12 protein-coding genes are annotated in these 16,261 nt (G+C 50.8%); 1 reads left to right on the top strand and 11 read right to left on the bottom strand.

Going from position 1 to position 16,261, the window contains the following annotated elements; translation table 11 throughout:
* Positions 1–161 precede the first annotated feature (161 nt).
* Positions 162–1,598 (bottom strand): aminotransferase-like domain-containing protein, encoded by a 1,437-nt coding sequence (locus BUB06_RS21340; RefSeq protein ID WP_039476349.1) that lies wholly within the window; start codon positions 1,596–1,598, stop codon positions 162–164.
* 231 nt (positions 1,599–1,829) lie between these two features.
* Between BUB06_RS21340 and BUB06_RS21345 the strand changes: the two genes are divergently transcribed.
* Complete coding sequence (locus tag BUB06_RS21345; RefSeq protein ID WP_223806376.1) at positions 1,830–1,964, top strand: DUF1127 domain-containing protein; 135 nt, start codon at positions 1,830–1,832, stop codon at positions 1,962–1,964.
* Between the two features lie 95 nt (positions 1,965–2,059).
* Here the strand turns inward: BUB06_RS21345 and shiA are convergent, their stop codons facing one another.
* The 10 genes from shiA to BUB06_RS21395 form a co-directional block, all read right to left on the bottom strand.
* On the bottom strand, positions 2,060–3,457 hold the full coding sequence (gene shiA, locus BUB06_RS21350; protein WP_029368421.1) for a shikimate transporter: 1,398 nt from the start codon (positions 3,455–3,457) through the stop codon (positions 2,060–2,062).
* A gap of 319 nt (positions 3,458–3,776) precedes the next feature.
* Positions 3,777–8,000 carry a DNA-directed RNA polymerase subunit beta' gene (gene rpoC / locus BUB06_RS21355; protein ID WP_010301725.1) on the bottom strand — a complete coding sequence of 1,408 codons (4,224 nt, stop codon included), beginning with the start codon at positions 7,998–8,000 and terminating at the stop codon, positions 3,777–3,779.
* A gap of 106 nt (positions 8,001–8,106) precedes the next feature.
* On the bottom strand, positions 8,107–12,135 hold the full coding sequence (gene rpoB, locus BUB06_RS21360; RefSeq protein ID WP_039476355.1) for a DNA-directed RNA polymerase subunit beta: 4,029 nt from the start codon (positions 12,133–12,135) through the stop codon (positions 8,107–8,109).
* A gap of 327 nt (positions 12,136–12,462) precedes the next feature.
* The gene (rplL, locus tag BUB06_RS21365; RefSeq protein ID WP_010285496.1) at positions 12,463–12,828 is read right to left on the bottom strand and encodes a 50S ribosomal protein L7/L12; all 366 of its coding nucleotides are present in this window, start codon (positions 12,826–12,828) and stop codon (positions 12,463–12,465) included.
* Positions 12,829–12,894: 66 nt separating this feature from the next.
* Positions 12,895–13,392, bottom strand: coding sequence for a 50S ribosomal protein L10 (gene rplJ / locus BUB06_RS21370; RefSeq protein ID WP_010285495.1), 498 nt, complete (start codon positions 13,390–13,392; stop codon positions 12,895–12,897).
* Between the two features lie 317 nt (positions 13,393–13,709).
* Positions 13,710–14,414 (bottom strand): 50S ribosomal protein L1, encoded by a 705-nt coding sequence (gene rplA, locus BUB06_RS21375; protein WP_010285494.1) that lies wholly within the window; start codon positions 14,412–14,414, stop codon positions 13,710–13,712.
* Positions 14,415–14,417: 3 nt separating this feature from the next.
* Positions 14,418–14,846 carry a 50S ribosomal protein L11 gene (gene rplK / locus BUB06_RS21380; RefSeq protein WP_005970337.1) on the bottom strand — a complete coding sequence of 143 codons (429 nt, stop codon included), beginning with the start codon at positions 14,844–14,846 and terminating at the stop codon, positions 14,418–14,420.
* A gap of 162 nt (positions 14,847–15,008) precedes the next feature.
* Positions 15,009–15,554 carry a transcription termination/antitermination protein NusG gene (gene nusG, locus BUB06_RS21385; RefSeq protein ID WP_005970339.1) on the bottom strand — a complete coding sequence of 182 codons (546 nt, stop codon included), beginning with the start codon at positions 15,552–15,554 and terminating at the stop codon, positions 15,009–15,011.
* A gap of 1 nt (position 15,555) precedes the next feature.
* A complete protein-coding gene (gene secE / locus BUB06_RS21390) occupies positions 15,556–15,939 on the bottom strand; it encodes a preprotein translocase subunit SecE (RefSeq protein ID WP_010285488.1) in 384 nt (127 codons plus the stop codon).
* Between the two features lie 237 nt (positions 15,940–16,176).
* The coding region (locus BUB06_RS21395) for an EF-Tu C-terminal domain-related protein (protein WP_411600481.1) at positions 16,177–16,261 on the bottom strand (85 nt) is incomplete at its 5' end.

Here is a 16,261-nt window from a genome sequence, read left to right on the forward strand (position 1 = left end):
ATCGTCACGGCCTGCGACGAAGAATACAGTAGCGTCGTTGGCAAGCCTGAGCATGATTACGGAGCTTGCTGGCCGGAGCTGTTTGCTACTTATCGGCTCTGCACATCAACCCGCCGATACGGGGCTTATCCTTACCCGTATCGGCCCTTCCTTAAAAATAATCAGGTTACGTTCTGGTCAGGAAAAGTGTGCATCATCTTCGCGATTTCACTACCCACGATGCGCAGCCCTTCCCTCATTTCTTCCGTAAAGCGATTGGCATAATTGAGTCGAAGACAATTACGGTATTTTCCCGAGGCGGAGAAGAGCGAACCCGCGGCTATCTGTATGCCCGCTTTTCTGACCTCACGGCTGAGCTTGAGCGAATCAAAATATTCGGGCAGTTCAATCCACATCAGAAAGCCACCCTGAGGACGACTCACGCAAATATTGGACGGAAAATACTCACGCACCCAGCAGGTAAACGTATCCAGATTAGCTTTGTACTGAGCACGCATGCGGCGTAGATGAGGTTGATAGTGTCCGTTACGAATAAATTCCGCCACGGCTAGCTGAGGCTGCACCACCGTCGATCCTGTACTGATGTATTTTGTATGAATCACCCGCTCCAGATAGCGCCCCGGAGCAATCCAGCCAACGCGCAAACCGGGAGCAAGGTTCTTGGAAAACGAGCTGCACAACAGTACACGTCCATCTTCATCAAATGATTTTATCGCGCGGGGACGCGGATATTCATAGGCCAGCTCGCCATAGGCATCATCTTCAATAATCGCGATATCAAAATGCTGCGCCAGCGTCACCAGCGATTTTTTACGGGCGTCAGGCATGATGAAGCCAAGCGGGTTGTTACAGCTCGGCACCAGAAGTACGGCTTTGATCGGCCACTGATCCAGCGCCAGTCTTAACGCTTCAAGGCTGATCCCCGTCACCGAATCGGTCGGGATCTCGATCGCTTTGATATCCATCCCACGGAGGATCTGCATCGTACCCGGAAAAGCCGGTGATTCAACGGCCACGATGTCGCCGGGTTGGCAAACCGCGCGGACGGCCACAAATAAGGCTTCCTGACATCCGGTCGTGATCACAATATCATCTTGCGTTAGCTGGCAGCCACAGTCGACGGTAAGACGAGCAATCTGTTCGCGCAACGCAGGCACGCCATACACGCTGTCATATTGTAAAACCCGAGGATCCTGATATTGGCAGAGGCGACTCATCTCTTTCCACAGTGGTTTGATGGTCGGCTGGCTCACATCCGGCATTCCGCTACCAAATTTCAGCACGTTGGTTTCCAGACGCACATTCACCAACTCCAGCACCGATTCCCACTGCGTGATCTCAACCGGGCGTTGAGCAGGACGCGTCAGCGCGGGTACAGGCGGCGTTGCCTTACGCGGCGTGACAAAATATCCCGAACGCGGCTGCGGCATAATTAACTGCCGGGTTTCCAGCAGATGATAGGCTTGCTGTACGGTACTGATGCTCACACCATGCTCTGTACTCAGTGCCCGCACAGAAGGCAGCCGCTCTCCGCTTTGGTACAACCCTTGTTCGATCCGCTGTTCTAACAGCCCAGCTAGGTGTTGATAACGCGTCATCAGTATCATTCCCTATCAAGATTCACAGCATTGACCAGTACAGATTCAAATAAAAATCACCATTCAGATGCAATATCACACAATCTGTATGCTAAAAAAATGGATTTTTTGAGTCTGTATTGAAAATAGCTTTCACCTCATCATAGCGATCATTCACTGGCGAGGGGAAAAAACATGGAATTTCATGAGAATCGATCACAAAAACCGTTCCGCGAGTCACCGTTTTGGCTCATGCTGATTTTGCCGTACCGCTTGTGGAAAGCCTGGCGAGCAAGAGCGAACACGCTGAAGATACTACGGAACATGAGCGATGACGGACTCAAGGACATCGGGCTGAAAAGAAGCGATCTTGATCGGTTCAGATAGTGCCGCGGCAAAAAAAAGCAGACAAAAAACAGTAGAAGCGTGCCGATACAAACACTGTATCTGTATCGGCACGCTAGATTGGTGAGGCGAGGAGATTAGTGAGGTAAGGCGTCCGCTGATGTTGCCTTCATCCGCATCCCGACAATCGCCGAGAGTAAGCAGCCAATGGCAAGGTAAGCTGCCACCGCATGCCATGAACCATCCATAAACTGCACCAACAGAACGGCGATAAAAGGCGTAAACCCGCCGCCAACCACGCTGGCGACCTGATAACCCACCCCCGCCCCGCTATAGCGGTACGCCGTACCAAATAGTTCGGTAAACATCGGCTGCTGTACGCTAACAATCATATCGTGGGCAATATTCGCCAGCATGATGGCAAAGAACAGAATCAGCAGCGTGTTATGGCTTTCCAGCGCCATAAAGAATGGCACCGCACTCGCAGCCCCAATCAGTGCGCCAGTAACATAGATACGACGGCGGCCAAAGCTATCTGCCAGATAGGCAAAGCAAGGAATGGATACGCAGCTGATCGCCCCCACCAGCAGCCCGATATTCAGGAAAATATCCCGCGATAGACCAAGATGGGTGGTGGAGTAATTGAGGGCAAACGCGGTGACGATATACATCGTCAGCAGTTCGCCAAGCCGCAGCGCAATAATCAGCAGAAATGCCTTCGGGTGCTGGCGCAGTGCTTCCATGATAGGGAACGAACGCAGTTTGTTTGCTCTTTCTCCCAGCGTCTTATTCGCCTCAAACTCCTGAGACTCATCCATCCCGTTACGCACCCACCAGGCGATAGCCACCAGAATCAGGCTGAATAAGAACGGCAAACGCCAGCCCCAGGTAGTAAATTCCTCATTGGTCGTCAAATTGCTCACCACCGATACCGACCCTGTAGCCAATAACAGCCCAACCCCAAAGCCAACCTGTACGCCACTGCTGTAAAACGCTTTCTTCTTCTTCGGCGCATTCTCTACCGCCAACAGCGCCGCCCCACCCCACTCGCCACCGACCGCAAATCCCTGAATTGCACGCAGCGTAACCAGCAACACCGGTGCCCACCAGCCAATCGAATCAAACGAGGGTAACAGGCCAATCAGCGCAGTAGAAATGCCCATCATCCAGACCGTGATCATCAGCATTCGTTTACGGCCCAGCTTATCGCCGAAGTGGCCAAACACCATGCCGCCTAGCGGGCGGAACAGGAAACCAACGCCGAACGTACCAAATGCCGCCAGCGTCCCCATCGTTGGGCTAACCTGCGGGAAAAATTCGGTATTAAATACAAGAGCGGCAACAATTCCGTACAGCAAGAAATCGTACCAATCTACAACGGCGCCAACAAAACTGCCCCAGGCTGCTCGTTTTGCGCGATGTTGAGAATGGCTTACTGACTGTGTTTGTAGGGTTTTATCAGAAGAAAGTGAGTCATCTTGCTGAGGTAATGAGCCGCCAGGCTGTGAGAGTGTTGGCGTAGTTGAGGTGTCCATGTCGGTTCCGTTCTATTTACTTTACACTACTGTACAACAAAAAATTTCAGGAAGAAATAAAACGCCGGGAGCGTTTTATAACAACGCATCGCGTTGGCCCGCTAGGGTGGAAGGCAAGGACGCCTTCCATAAATTTTTAACGTCGCTTGCGACGGCCTTTAGGTAGCGCACAGGGATGTGCGCTATAAAAAAATTCAGGAAGACATGCCTAAACGTCGCTTGCGACGGGTCGTCCGCAGGGAATCAGCCATAAAAAAACCCCGACCATCATAGTCGGGGTTTCTGTTATTTACCGCATGATAGCGCAGCGCACAAAGACTTATTCGTCGTCGCTGCTACCAAAGCCTGCGTTCAACAGTTCAGCCAGGTTAGCAGAAGCTTCATCGGCACTCACCTGAGGCACGACAGGTGCTTCACCCGCCTGACGGCGGCGCATACGATCCTGATGGTACGCATAACCCGTACCTGCTGGGATCAGACGACCTACGATAACGTTCTCTTTCAGGCCACGCAGTTCATCACGTTTACCAGCAACAGCGGCTTCGGTCAGTACGCGAGTGGTTTCCTGGAACGATGCCGCAGAAATGAAGGACTCGGTCGCCAGAGATGCTTTGGTGATACCCAGCAGATCGCGGCTGTATGTTGCCGTGATCTTGCCATCCGCTTCCAACTGACGGTTGGCAATCTTGATGCGAGACACTTCTGCCTGTTCGCCTTCCAGGAACTCGGTGCTGCCCGCGCTAACGATGGTGCCTTTACGCAACATCTGACGAACGATAACTTCGATGTGTTTATCGTTAATCTTAACGCCTTGCAGACGGTAAACTTCCTGAACTTCGTTGGTGATATAACGCGTTACTGCATGTACACCACGCAGACGCAGGATATCGTGCGGAGACTCTGGGCCGTCGGAAACAACGTCACCACGTTCCACCACTTCACCTTCGAACACGTTGAGCTGACGCCATTTCGGAATCATCTCTTCGTAAGCATCACTGCCATCCAACGGAGAAATTACCAGACGACGCTTACCTTTGGTTTCTTTACCGAAGGAAATTATACCGCTGATTTCTGCCAGAATAGCCGGCTCTTTCGGACGACGAGCTTCGAACAGGTCGGCTACGCGTGGCAGACCACCGGTAATATCCTTGGTACCGCCGGATTCCTGAGGAATACGCGCCAACGTATCACCGCCGCTGATTTTCACGCCATCTTCCAACTGCACGATCGCTTTACCCGGCAGGAAGTACTGGGCAGGCATATCCGTACCTGGAATCAGTACATCTTCGCCTTTGTCATCAACGATTTTCAGTGCCGGACGCAGGTCTTTACCGCTACCGGTACGTTCTGCACTATCCAGAACCACGATAGAGGACAAACCGGTCAGTTCGTCGGTCTGACGAGTAATCGTCTGGCCATCGATCATGTCAGTGAAGCGAATGTTACCGCTCACTTCGGTGATAACTGGCATGGTATGCGGGTCCCAGTTAGCAACGGTTTCGCCACCGTTAACTTCTGCGCCATCGCCTTTCGCCATTGCCGCACCGTAAGGCACTTTATAGCTTTCTTTAGTACGTCCGAATTCGTCGATCAGTTTCAGTTCGGTATTACGTGAAGTAATAACCAGTTTACCGTTGCTGTTCATAACGAACTTCGCGTTGTTCAGTTTCAGGCTACCTTTGTTTTTCACCTGAATGCTGGACTCAGCTGCCGCACGCGATGCCGCACCACCGATGTGGAACGTACGCATGGTTAACTGTGTACCCGGTTCACCGATGGACTGTGCCGCGATAACCCCGATGGCCTCACCTTTGTTGATGATATGACCACGAGCCAGATCGCGACCGTAGCAATTGGCGCACACGCCAAAGTCGGTTTCGCAGCTTACGACTGAACGTACTTTAACGGCGTCAACGGAGTTCTCTTCCAACATGTCACACCACTGCTCGTTCAGCAGCGTGTTACGTGGAACCAGAATGTCCGCCGTACCCGGTTTGATCACGTCTTCAGCCGTTACACGACCCAGTACGCGCTCACGCAGTGGCTCTTTAACATCACCACCCTCGATAACCGGCGTCATCATGATACCTTCGTGGGTACCACAATCGTCTTCGGTCACAACCAGATCCTGCGCAACGTCAACCAGACGACGCGTCAGATAACCGGAGTTCGCTGTTTTCAGTGCGGTATCCGCCAGACCTTTACGCGCACCGTGCGTCGAGATGAAGTACTGGAGTACGTTCAAACCTTCACGGAAGTTTGCGGTAATTGGCGTTTCGATGATCGAACCATCTGGTTTCGCCATCAGACCACGCATACCCGCCAACTGACGAATCTGTGCCGCAGAACCACGCGCACCGGAGTCGGCCATCATAAAGATGCTGTTGAAAGAAACCTGCTGCTCAACCACGCCATCACGGTTAACCACATCCTCAACGGACAGGTTTTCCATCATCGCTTTCGCAACACGTTCGTTCGCCGCCGCCCAAATATCGATCACTTTGTTATAGCGTTCGCCCGCGGTAACCAGACCAGACTGGAACTGCTCCTGAATCTCGGCAACTTCGGTTTCGGCTTCTTCGATAATCTCGGCTTTTTTCTCCGGGATAACCATGTCATCGATACCTACGGAAGCACCAGAGCGCGCCGCGTAAGCAAAACCGGTGTACATAGTCTGGTCAGCGAAGATAACTGTCGGTTTCAGACCCAAAATGCGGTAACAGGTGTTCAGCATTTTGGAGATCGCTTTCTTGCCCAGAGGCTGGTTAACAATCGAGTACGGCAGACCTTTCGGTACGATCATCCACAGGATGGCGCGACCGATAGTCGTATCGATAATCGACGTCTGATGCGTAACCTCGCCTTCGATGCTCTTGATCTCTTCCGTGATACGCACTTTAACACGCGCATGCAGAGAGGCCAGACCAGCGCGATAAACGCGTTCAGCTTCTTTCGGACCCGTGAGCACCATGCCTTCGCCTTTGGCGTTAACACAGTCACGCGTCATGTAATACAGACCCAATACCACGTCCTGAGAAGGAACGATGATTGGCTCACCATTCGCAGGGGACAGGATGTTGTTGGTCGACATCATCAACGCACGCGCTTCCAGCTGGGCTTCCAGCGTCAACGGTACGTGTACAGCCATCTGGTCACCGTCGAAGTCGGCGTTATATGCCGCACAAACCAGCGGGTGCAGCTGGATCGCTTTACCTTCGATCAGAACCGGTTCAAATGCCTGGATACCCAAACGGTGCAGTGTTGGTGCACGGTTCAGCAGTACCGGGTGTTCGCGGATAACTTCGTCCAGGATATCCCATACAACAGCTTCTTCGCGCTCAACCATTTTCTTGGCGGCTTTAATGGTGGTAGCAAGACCACGCAGTTCCAGCTTGCCGTAGATGAACGGTTTGAACAGCTCCAGTGCCATTTTCTTCGGCAGACCACACTGGTGCAGACGCAGGTATGGACCAACGGTGATTACGGAACGACCGGAGTAGTCAACACGCTTACCGAGCAGGTTCTGACGGAAACGACCCTGTTTACCTTTGATCATGTCGGCCAAAGATTTCAGAGGACGTTTGTTAGAACCGGTGATCGCACGACCGCGACGGCCGTTATCCAACAGCGCATCAACCGCTTCCTGCAACATACGTTTTTCGTTACGTACGATGATGTCTGGCGCAGCCAGATCCAGCAGACGTTTCAGACGGTTGTTACGGTTGATCACGCGACGATACAGATCGTTCAGGTCGGAAGTCGCGAAACGACCACCATCCAGCGGAACCAACGGACGCAGATCTGGCGGCAGTACCGGCAGAACGGTCAGGATCATCCACTCTGGCTTGTTACCAGACTGTACGAATGCTTCCAGCAGCTTAATACGCTTCGTCAGCTTCTTACGTTTGGTTTCGGAGTTGGTTTCGGTCAGCTCTTCACGCAGCTGCTCGCATTCCTGCTCCAGATCCATATTCTTCAGCAGAGCCTGGATCGCTTCGGCGCCCATTTTCGCGTCGAATTCATCACCAAACTCTTCCAGCGCATCCAGATACTGCTCTTCAGTCAGGATCTGACGGCGCTCAAGGTTGGTCATGCCGCCTTCAACCACGACATAAGATTCAAAATAAAGCACGCGTTCGATATCACGCAGCGGCATATCCAGCAGCAAACCGATACGGGAAGGCAGTGACTTCAGGAACCAGATGTGCGCAGTCGGAGAAGCCAGCTCGATGTGGCCCATACGCTCACGGCGCACTTTGGTCTGGGTCACTTCAACGCCGCACTTCTCACAAATAACACCGCGGTGTTTCAGGCGCTTATACTTACCGCACAAGCACTCATAATCTTTTACTGGCCCAAAGATACGGGCGCAGAAAAGGCCGTCACGTTCAGGTTTGAACGTACGGTAGTTAATGGTTTCTGGCTTTTTAACTTCACCAAAAGACCACGAACGGATCATGTCTGGCGAGGCCAGAGCAATTTTGATCGCATCAAACTCTTCGGTCTTAGTTTGCGCTTTCAGAAACTTTAATAAGTCTTTCACGGATTGGCTCCTGTCGGAGTTAGACCTGATAGACACCTGAACTATGCCGTTAAAAACACAATTCAGGTGTCCCTATGACGAATGCCAGCAATACAACGAGCTGGGATTACTCTTCTTCCAGCTCGATGTTGATACCCAGCGAGCGGATTTCTTTCAACAATACGTTGAAGGATTCCGGCATGCCTGGTTCCATCTGATGATTGCCATCCACGATGTTTTTATACATCTTGGTACGGCCGTTCACGTCATCAGACTTAACGGTCAACATTTCTTGCAGGGTATAAGCTGCACCATAAGCTTCCAGCGCCCACACTTCCATCTCACCGAAGCGTTGACCACCGAACTGTGCCTTACCACCCAGCGGCTGCTGAGTAACCAGGCTGTAAGAACCGGTGGAACGGGCATGCATCTTATCGTCAACCAAGTGGTTCAGTTTCAGCATGTACATGTAGCCCACGGTAACCTGACGCTCAAATTGCTCACCGGTACGTCCATCGTACAGGGTAATCTGACCGGAGGTAGGGATACCGCCCATCTGCAACAGTTCCTTGATTTCTTTCTCTTTTGCACCGTCGAATACCGGCGTTGCAATTGGCATACCTTTTTTCAGGTTTTCAGCCAGACGCATCACTTCTTCGTCTGAGAAAGTGCTCAGGTCGACTTTTTGACGCACATCGTCGCCCAGGTCATAGGCTCTCTGGATGAACTCACGCAGTTTAGTCACTTCTTCGTGCTGCTTGAGCATGGCGTTGATTTTCTCGCCGATACCTTTTGCAGCCATACCCAGGTGGGTTTCCAGAATCTGACCAATGTTCATACGTGAAGGTACACCCAGCGGGTTCAGTACGATATCGACCGGCGTACCGTTCTCATCGTAAGGCATATCTTCGATCGGGTTGATCTTGGAGATAACACCTTTGTTCCCGTGACGACCAGCCATTTTGTCACCCGGTTGGATCTGACGTTTAACGGCCAGATAAACCTTAACGATTTTCAGCACGCCTGGTGCCAGATCATCGCCTTGGGTGATTTTACGGCGCTTAGCTTCGAGTTTTTTCTCAAACTCGTGCTTCAGCTCATCATACTGTTCTGCCAGCTGTTCCAACTGATTCTGTTTATCTTCATCAGTCAGACCCAGTTCCAACCAGCGCTCGCGCGGCAGTTTGTCCAGTTTGTCAGCTTCTACGCCGCCGGAAACCAGCACAGCGTGGATACGTGCAAACAGGCCTGCTTCCAGAATCTGCAATTCTTCAGTCAGGTCTTTCTTCGCCTGCTTCAGCTGCATTTCTTCGATTTCCAGCGCACGTTTGTCTTTTTCCACGCCATCGCGGGTAAAGACTTGTACGTCGATAATCGTACCGGAAACACCGTTTGGCACACGCAGAGAAGAGTCTTTAACGTCAGACGCTTTCTCACCGAAGATCGCACGCAGCAGCTTCTCTTCTGGCGTCAGCTGAGTTTCACCTTTCGGTGTTACCTTACCAACCAGAATGTCACCACCGGTCACTTCAGCACCGATGTAAACGATGCCGGATTCATCCAGTTTGGAAAGTGCTGCTTCACCCACGTTCGGGATGTCCGCAGTAATTTCTTCAGGCCCCAACTTGGTGTCACGAGACACACAGGCCAGTTCCTGAATGTGGATGGTCGTGAAGCGATCTTCCTGAACCACACGCTCGGAAACGAGGATGGAGTCTTCGAAGTTGTAACCGTTCCATGGCATGAATGCCACGCGCATATTCTGACCCAGCGCCAGTTCACCCAGATCGGTGGACGGGCCATCTGCCAGAACATCACCACGTTCTACCGGCTCACCCAGAGACACACACGGCATCTGGCTGATGCAGGTGTTCTGGTTAGAACGGGTATATTTGGTCAGGTTATAGATGTCGATCCCGGCTTCGCCCGGATACATTTCATCGTCATTAACGCGGATTACAATACGGGATGCATCCACGTACTGTACTGTACCACCACGTTTGGCTACGGCAGTTACACCGGAGTCAACCGCAACAGCGCGTTCCATACCGGTACCAACCAGCGGCTTATCAGCGCGCAGAGTCGGAACGGCCTGACGTTGCATGTTCGCACCCATCAGGGCACGGTTGGCGTCATCGTGTTCCAGGAACGGAATCAGGGATGCACCGACGGAAACCACCTGCTGTGTGGAAACGTCCATGTATTCAACCTGATCGCGGCTGAACAAGCTGGACTCGCCTTTGTTACGGCAGGTAACCAGTTCGTCGATGAAGCGGCCTTCTTCGTCCAAATTGGTGTTCGCCTGTGCGATAACGAAGTTACCTTCTTCAATCGCAGACAGGTAATGGATCTCATCCGTCACCACATTTTCACGCACGCGACGATACGGGGTTTCAAGGAAACCGTATTCGTTCGTTTGCGCATAAACGGACAGGGAGTTGATCAGACCGATGTTCGGACCTTCCGGCGTTTCGATAGGACAAACGCGACCGTAGTGAGTCGGGTGTACGTCACGAACTTCAAAGCCGGCACGTTCACGCGTCAGACCGCCTGGGCCCAATGCAGAGATACGACGTTTGTGCGTAATCTCAGACAACGGGTTGTTCTGGTCCATAAACTGTGACAGCTGACTTGAACCGAAGAACTCTTTCACCGCAGCCGAAATCGGCTTGGCGTTGATCATGTCCTGTGGCATCAGCGTATCAAGGTCGCCCAGAGACAGACGCTCTTTTACAGCACGTTCTACACGCACCAGACCAACGCGGAATTGGTTTTCTGCCATTTCGCCGACGGAACGGATACGACGGTTGCCGAGGTGGTCGATATCATCCACTTCGCCTTTACCGTTACGGATATCAATGAGCTTCTTCATCACTTCGATGATGTCATCTTTGCTCAGGATACCGGAACCTTCGATCTCATCACGTAGCAGAGAACGGTTGAACTTCATACGACCAACCGCAGACAGATCGTAGCGGTCTTCAGAGAAGAACAGGTTCTCAAACAGCGTTTCTGCTGCTTCACGCGTTGGTGGCTCACCAGGACGCATCATGCGATAGATTTCAACCAGCGCACTCAGGCGATCGTTTGACGGATCGACGCGCACGGTTTCAGACATGTATGCACCATGATCCAGATCGTTGGTGAACAGTGTCTCAATACGTTTGTGACCAGACTGGCTCAGTTTAGCCAGCAGATCCAGCGACAGCTCCATGTTGGCTGCGCCGATCAGTTCACCGGTGCTCTCGTCGATATAATCTTTGGACAGTACTTTGCCAGCGATATATTCAACAGGCACTTCAATGCGCTCAATGCCGTCTTTCTCTAACTGACGGATATGACGCGCAGTGATGCGGCGACCTTTTTCGATATAAACTTTACCGTTCGCTTCAATATCAAACGATGCGGTTTCACCACGCAGGCGCTCAGGAACCAGATCCATCTGCAATTTATTGCCATTGATTTCATAGACAATTTTATCGAAGAAAAGATCGAGAATCTGTTCGGTGGAATAACCCAGCGCGCGCAGGATAATGGTCGCAGGCAATTTGCGGCGACGGTCGATACGGACAAACAGGTTATCCTTCGGATCAAACTCGAAATCCAGCCAGGAACCACGGTAAGGAATAATACGTGCGTTATACAGCACCTTACCTGAAGAGTGGGTTTTACCTTTGTCGCTATCGAAGAACACACCTGGACTACGGTGCAACTGAGACACGATTACACGCTCAGTACCATTGATCACGAAGGTACCGTTATCGGTCATGAGCGGAATTTCGCCCATGTAAACTTCTTGTTCTTTGATGTCTTTAACGGTGCCTTCAGGCGCTTCGCGCTCGTAGATCACCAGGCGCAGTTTTACGCGTAGCGGCGCAGAGAACGTCACACCACGGATCTGACATTCTTTAACGTCAAATACTGGCTCGCCCAAGCGATAGCTAACGTATTGCAGCTCTGAATTACCGCTATAGCTTTTTATAGGGAAAACAGAACGGAATGCAGCTTCCAAACCGTACTGACCTTCCGGGTCTTGCTCGATAAACTTCTGGAACGAGTCAAGTTGGATAGAAAGGAGATAAGGTATGTCCAAAACCTGTGGACGTTTACCAAAATCCTTACGAATGCGTTTTTTCTCGGTATAGGAGTAAACCATAGGGTTCCTCAGCTAGCTGACAAGTCGAACCACTCTGTCTGCCCTAACAAGGACAGTTCATGCAACACTATTTATGTTGGTCGGAAAATAGAGAACTTTCCGTAATACGTCTTTCTATTACTCTTAAACCATTTCGTTGCTCTTGCTTAGGCATGGAGCCCATGCAGGAAAGCAGTATATTAAGTCGTCAATAGAAAAAAATATTGGGGGAAATCAATGGCTAAACAGTGTGAAATCCCATTGATGCCCTACAGCGCAAAAAGGCTGGTGACTAAAAAGTCACCAGCCATCAGCCTAATAAATCAGGCTGCAACCTGAAAGGTTGGCTTATTTAACTTCAACTTCTGCGCCAGCTTCTTCCAGTGATTTTTTCAGTGCTTCAGCGTCATCTTTGCTCACGCCTTCTTTCAGAACTGCAGGTGCAGATTCAACCAGATCTTTGGCTTCTTTCAGGCCCAGACCAGTTGCGCCGCGAACAGCTTTGATTACAGCAACTTTGTTAGCGCCGATAGCTTTCAGCACAACGTCGAACTCAGTTTTTTCTTCAGCAACTTCAGCTGGGCCAGCAGCAACAGCTACAGCAGCAGCAGCAGAAACACCGAATTTTTCTTCCATAGCAGAAACCAGCTCAACAACATCCATTACAGACATAGCTGCTACTGCTTCCAGAATTTGATCTTTAGTGATAGACATAACAATTGTTCCTAAGAATCAGAAATAGTTTATACGTTAGCAAGTACGTTAGAAAAGAAAGTGCTATTACGCAGCTTCTTTTGCATCGCGAACAGCAGCCAAAGTGCGGACCAGTTTGCCTGCAGCGGCTTCTTTCATGGTCGACATCAGACGTGCCAGTGCTTCTTCGTAAGTCGGCAGCGTTGCCAGACGGTCAATTTGAGCCGCCGGGATCAGCTCACCTTCAAAGGCTGCAGCTTTGACCTCGAATTTTGCATTCGCTTTCGCGAACTCTTTGAACAAACGAGCAGCAGCGCCCGGGTGTTCCAGAGAATATGCAATCAGGGTCGGACCGACAAACGTGTCTTTCAGGCACTCAAATTGGGTACCTTCAACAACGCGGCGCAGCAAGGTGTTACGAACAACACGCATGTAAACGCCAGCTTCACGCGCTGCTTTACGCAGTTCGGTCATTTTATCAACGGTAACGCCACGGGAATCCGCAACAACCGCAGACAGCGCACCTTTGGCTACTTCGCTGACTTCAGCAACAATCGCTTGTTTGTCTTGAAGATTTAATGCCATTAGCTTTTGCTCCTGGATTTAGCCGGAGAAACTCTCCGGAACTCACTTCACTTATCGCCAAAATTAGAGATAAGCGTTGAAACACGGTGAGCAGAATCCAGTAAAAAATTATTCTTTATAAAAAAGAAAAACGTTATTTAGGCTCTGTCACCGTCTACGCAGGAGAATTAAGTTTCTTACGAAACACCTGCGGTCTTGGACGGAGGCCTGGATAGGCCAGGCTCCAACCGAAAAATTCTTGCGTCATTCCACTTGAGGAACAACGGGCGTAAGATTATAGGTAAATCCCACACCCGAGTAAAGCGGAACAAAAGCTATTAGTTAGCAGCAGCGTTCAGACCGCTTTGGTCGATGGCAACGCCAGCGCCCATAGTGGTAGACAAGCTAACTTTCTTGATGTACACGCCTTTCGCCTGAGATGGTTTTGCTTTTTTCAGCGCAATCAACAAAGACTCTAGGTTTTCTTTCAATTTGTTAGAATCGAAATCAACCTTACCGATAGTGGTATGGATGATGCCGTTCTTGTCGTTACGGTAACGAACCTGACCAGCTTTAGCATTGTTAACAGCTTCAGCAACGTTAGGAGTTACAGTGCCCACTTTCGGGTTTGGCATCAGGCCACGTGGACCCAGAACCTGGCCCAATTGGCCAACAACGCGCATTGCATCTGGAGATGCAATAACAACGTCAAAGCCCATTTCGCCTTTCTTGATCTGATCAGCCAGATCTTCCATGCCCACGAATTCAGCGCCAGCTGCTTTAGCAGCTTCAGCGTTTGCACCTTGGGTGAAGACAGCTACGCGAACAGAACGACCGGTGCCGTGAGGCAGAACGGTTGCGCCGCGAACGTTTTGGTCAGATTTACGTGCATCGATGCCGAGGTTAACAGCTACGTCTACACTTTCTACGAACTTAGCAGTGGCCAGCTCTTTGAGCAGAGCAACAGCTTCGTTGATGTCATACTGTTTAGTTACATCAACTTTGTCACGGATCACGCGCATGCGCTTGGTCAGCTTAGCCATTTATTAATCCTCCACTACCAGGCCCATGGAACGAGCGGTACCTGCGATAGAGCGCGCCATGGCGTCTACATCAGAACCAGTCATGTCCGCAGCTTTAGTTTCTGCGATTTCACGAACCTGAGCGCTCGTTACTTTACCTACTTTGTCTTTGTTCGGCTTGCCGGAACCAGACTTGATACCAGCCGCTTTCTTCAGCAGAACAGCTGCTGGAGGCGTTTTGGTAACGAAGGTGAAAGAACGGTCAGAATAAACGGTAATAACAACCGGAGTCGGCAGACCCTTCTCAAGGCTTTCAGTTTTAGCATTGAACGCCTTACAGAATTCCATGATGTTAACACCTTGCTGACCCAGAGCCGGACCTACTGGTGGGCTCGGGTTAGCCATACCAGCTGCAACTTGCAGCTTGACATAGGCTTGTACTTTCTTGGCCATTTAACTTTCCTCGATTGGGTAATAGCGCCTAGTAAAAGGCTCCCCGTGGTTTGTATTACGCTTCAGTCGCCGTTAGGGCCACTGAAAAACAAAAGGCGCGAAATTATAGGTTAATTTCGCGCCATAGGCAAGTCGCTATTTTCAGCAAATCTTATCAGGCAATTAGCCTTTTTCGACCTGAGCAAAATCTAGTTCAACAGGCGTCGCGCGACCAAATATAGAAACAGATACCTTCAGGCGGCTCTTCTCATAGTCTACTTCTTCAACAACACCGTTAAAGTCGGCAAATGGACCATCGTTGACACGAACCATTTCACCCGGTTCAAACAGCGTTTTCGGACGAGGCTTGTCACCAACCTGCTGGAGACGATTCATAATCGCATCCACTTCTTTGTCACTGATTGGAGCAGGACGGTCAGATGTGCCGCCAATGAACCCCATAACACGAGGTACGCTGCGCACAAGATGCCAACTAGCATCTTCCATCACCATCTGTACTAAAACATAACCAGGGAAAAACTTGCGTTCGCTCTTGCGACGCTGGCCACCACGGATCTCAACGACTTCTTCAGTAGGGACCATGACTTCGCCAAACAGCTCTTCCATATTATGGAGTTTGATATGCTCACGCAGAGATTGTGCTACGCGACCTTCAAAACCAGAAAACGCCTGAACGACGTACCAACGTTTTTTTGGAGCTTCAGACATCTTAGAACCTCAGGCCAGTGATAAACGATACCAGACGGACCAGAATACCATCCAGCCCCCACAAAATCAGTGACATCACGGCAGTCACCGCGGCAACGATTAACGTGGTGTGTAACGTTTCCTGACGAGTCGGCCAAATTACTTTGCGCACTTCGGTACGCGCTTCGCGAGCAAACGCTACGGTTGCTTTGCCTTTCGTGGTCAGCAGTGCCACACCACCGGCTGCGGCGATCAGGATAACAACGGCTAATGCACGCAGAGGAAGACTAAATTCGCGGTAATAATAATTGCCAACAATCGCAACAACCAGCAAGGCACCTACTACTAGCCACTTAATCACTTCCAGGCCACGCCCACTATCCTGAGCTTCGGTATTCGCACTCATAAACCAACCTGTCACAATGATTCAGACAAATAACTTTGCCCCGCAACCACGGGGCAACCAAACCGAAAGATGTTCTGTAAAACGAATAATTCGGTATTTACGCCGTATCTACAGAGCCTATCTCACCAATGATTATATCTCACAATCGCTGATGAGATAGGTTCTACCATGACAGCGTAGAAAAAGGGCATCAAATGATGCCCTTTTATCGCGTGTCGCGTCAAACGTTATCAGCGATTAAGCGATAACTTTAGCAACAACGCCCGCGCCTACTGTACGGCCGCCTTCACGGATTGCGAAACGCAAACCGTCGTCCATCGCG

Origin of the sequence: Pectobacterium carotovorum (genome assembly GCF_900129615.1) — a bacterium.
Lineage (GTDB): Bacteria > Pseudomonadota > Gammaproteobacteria > Enterobacterales > Enterobacteriaceae > Pectobacterium > Pectobacterium carotovorum.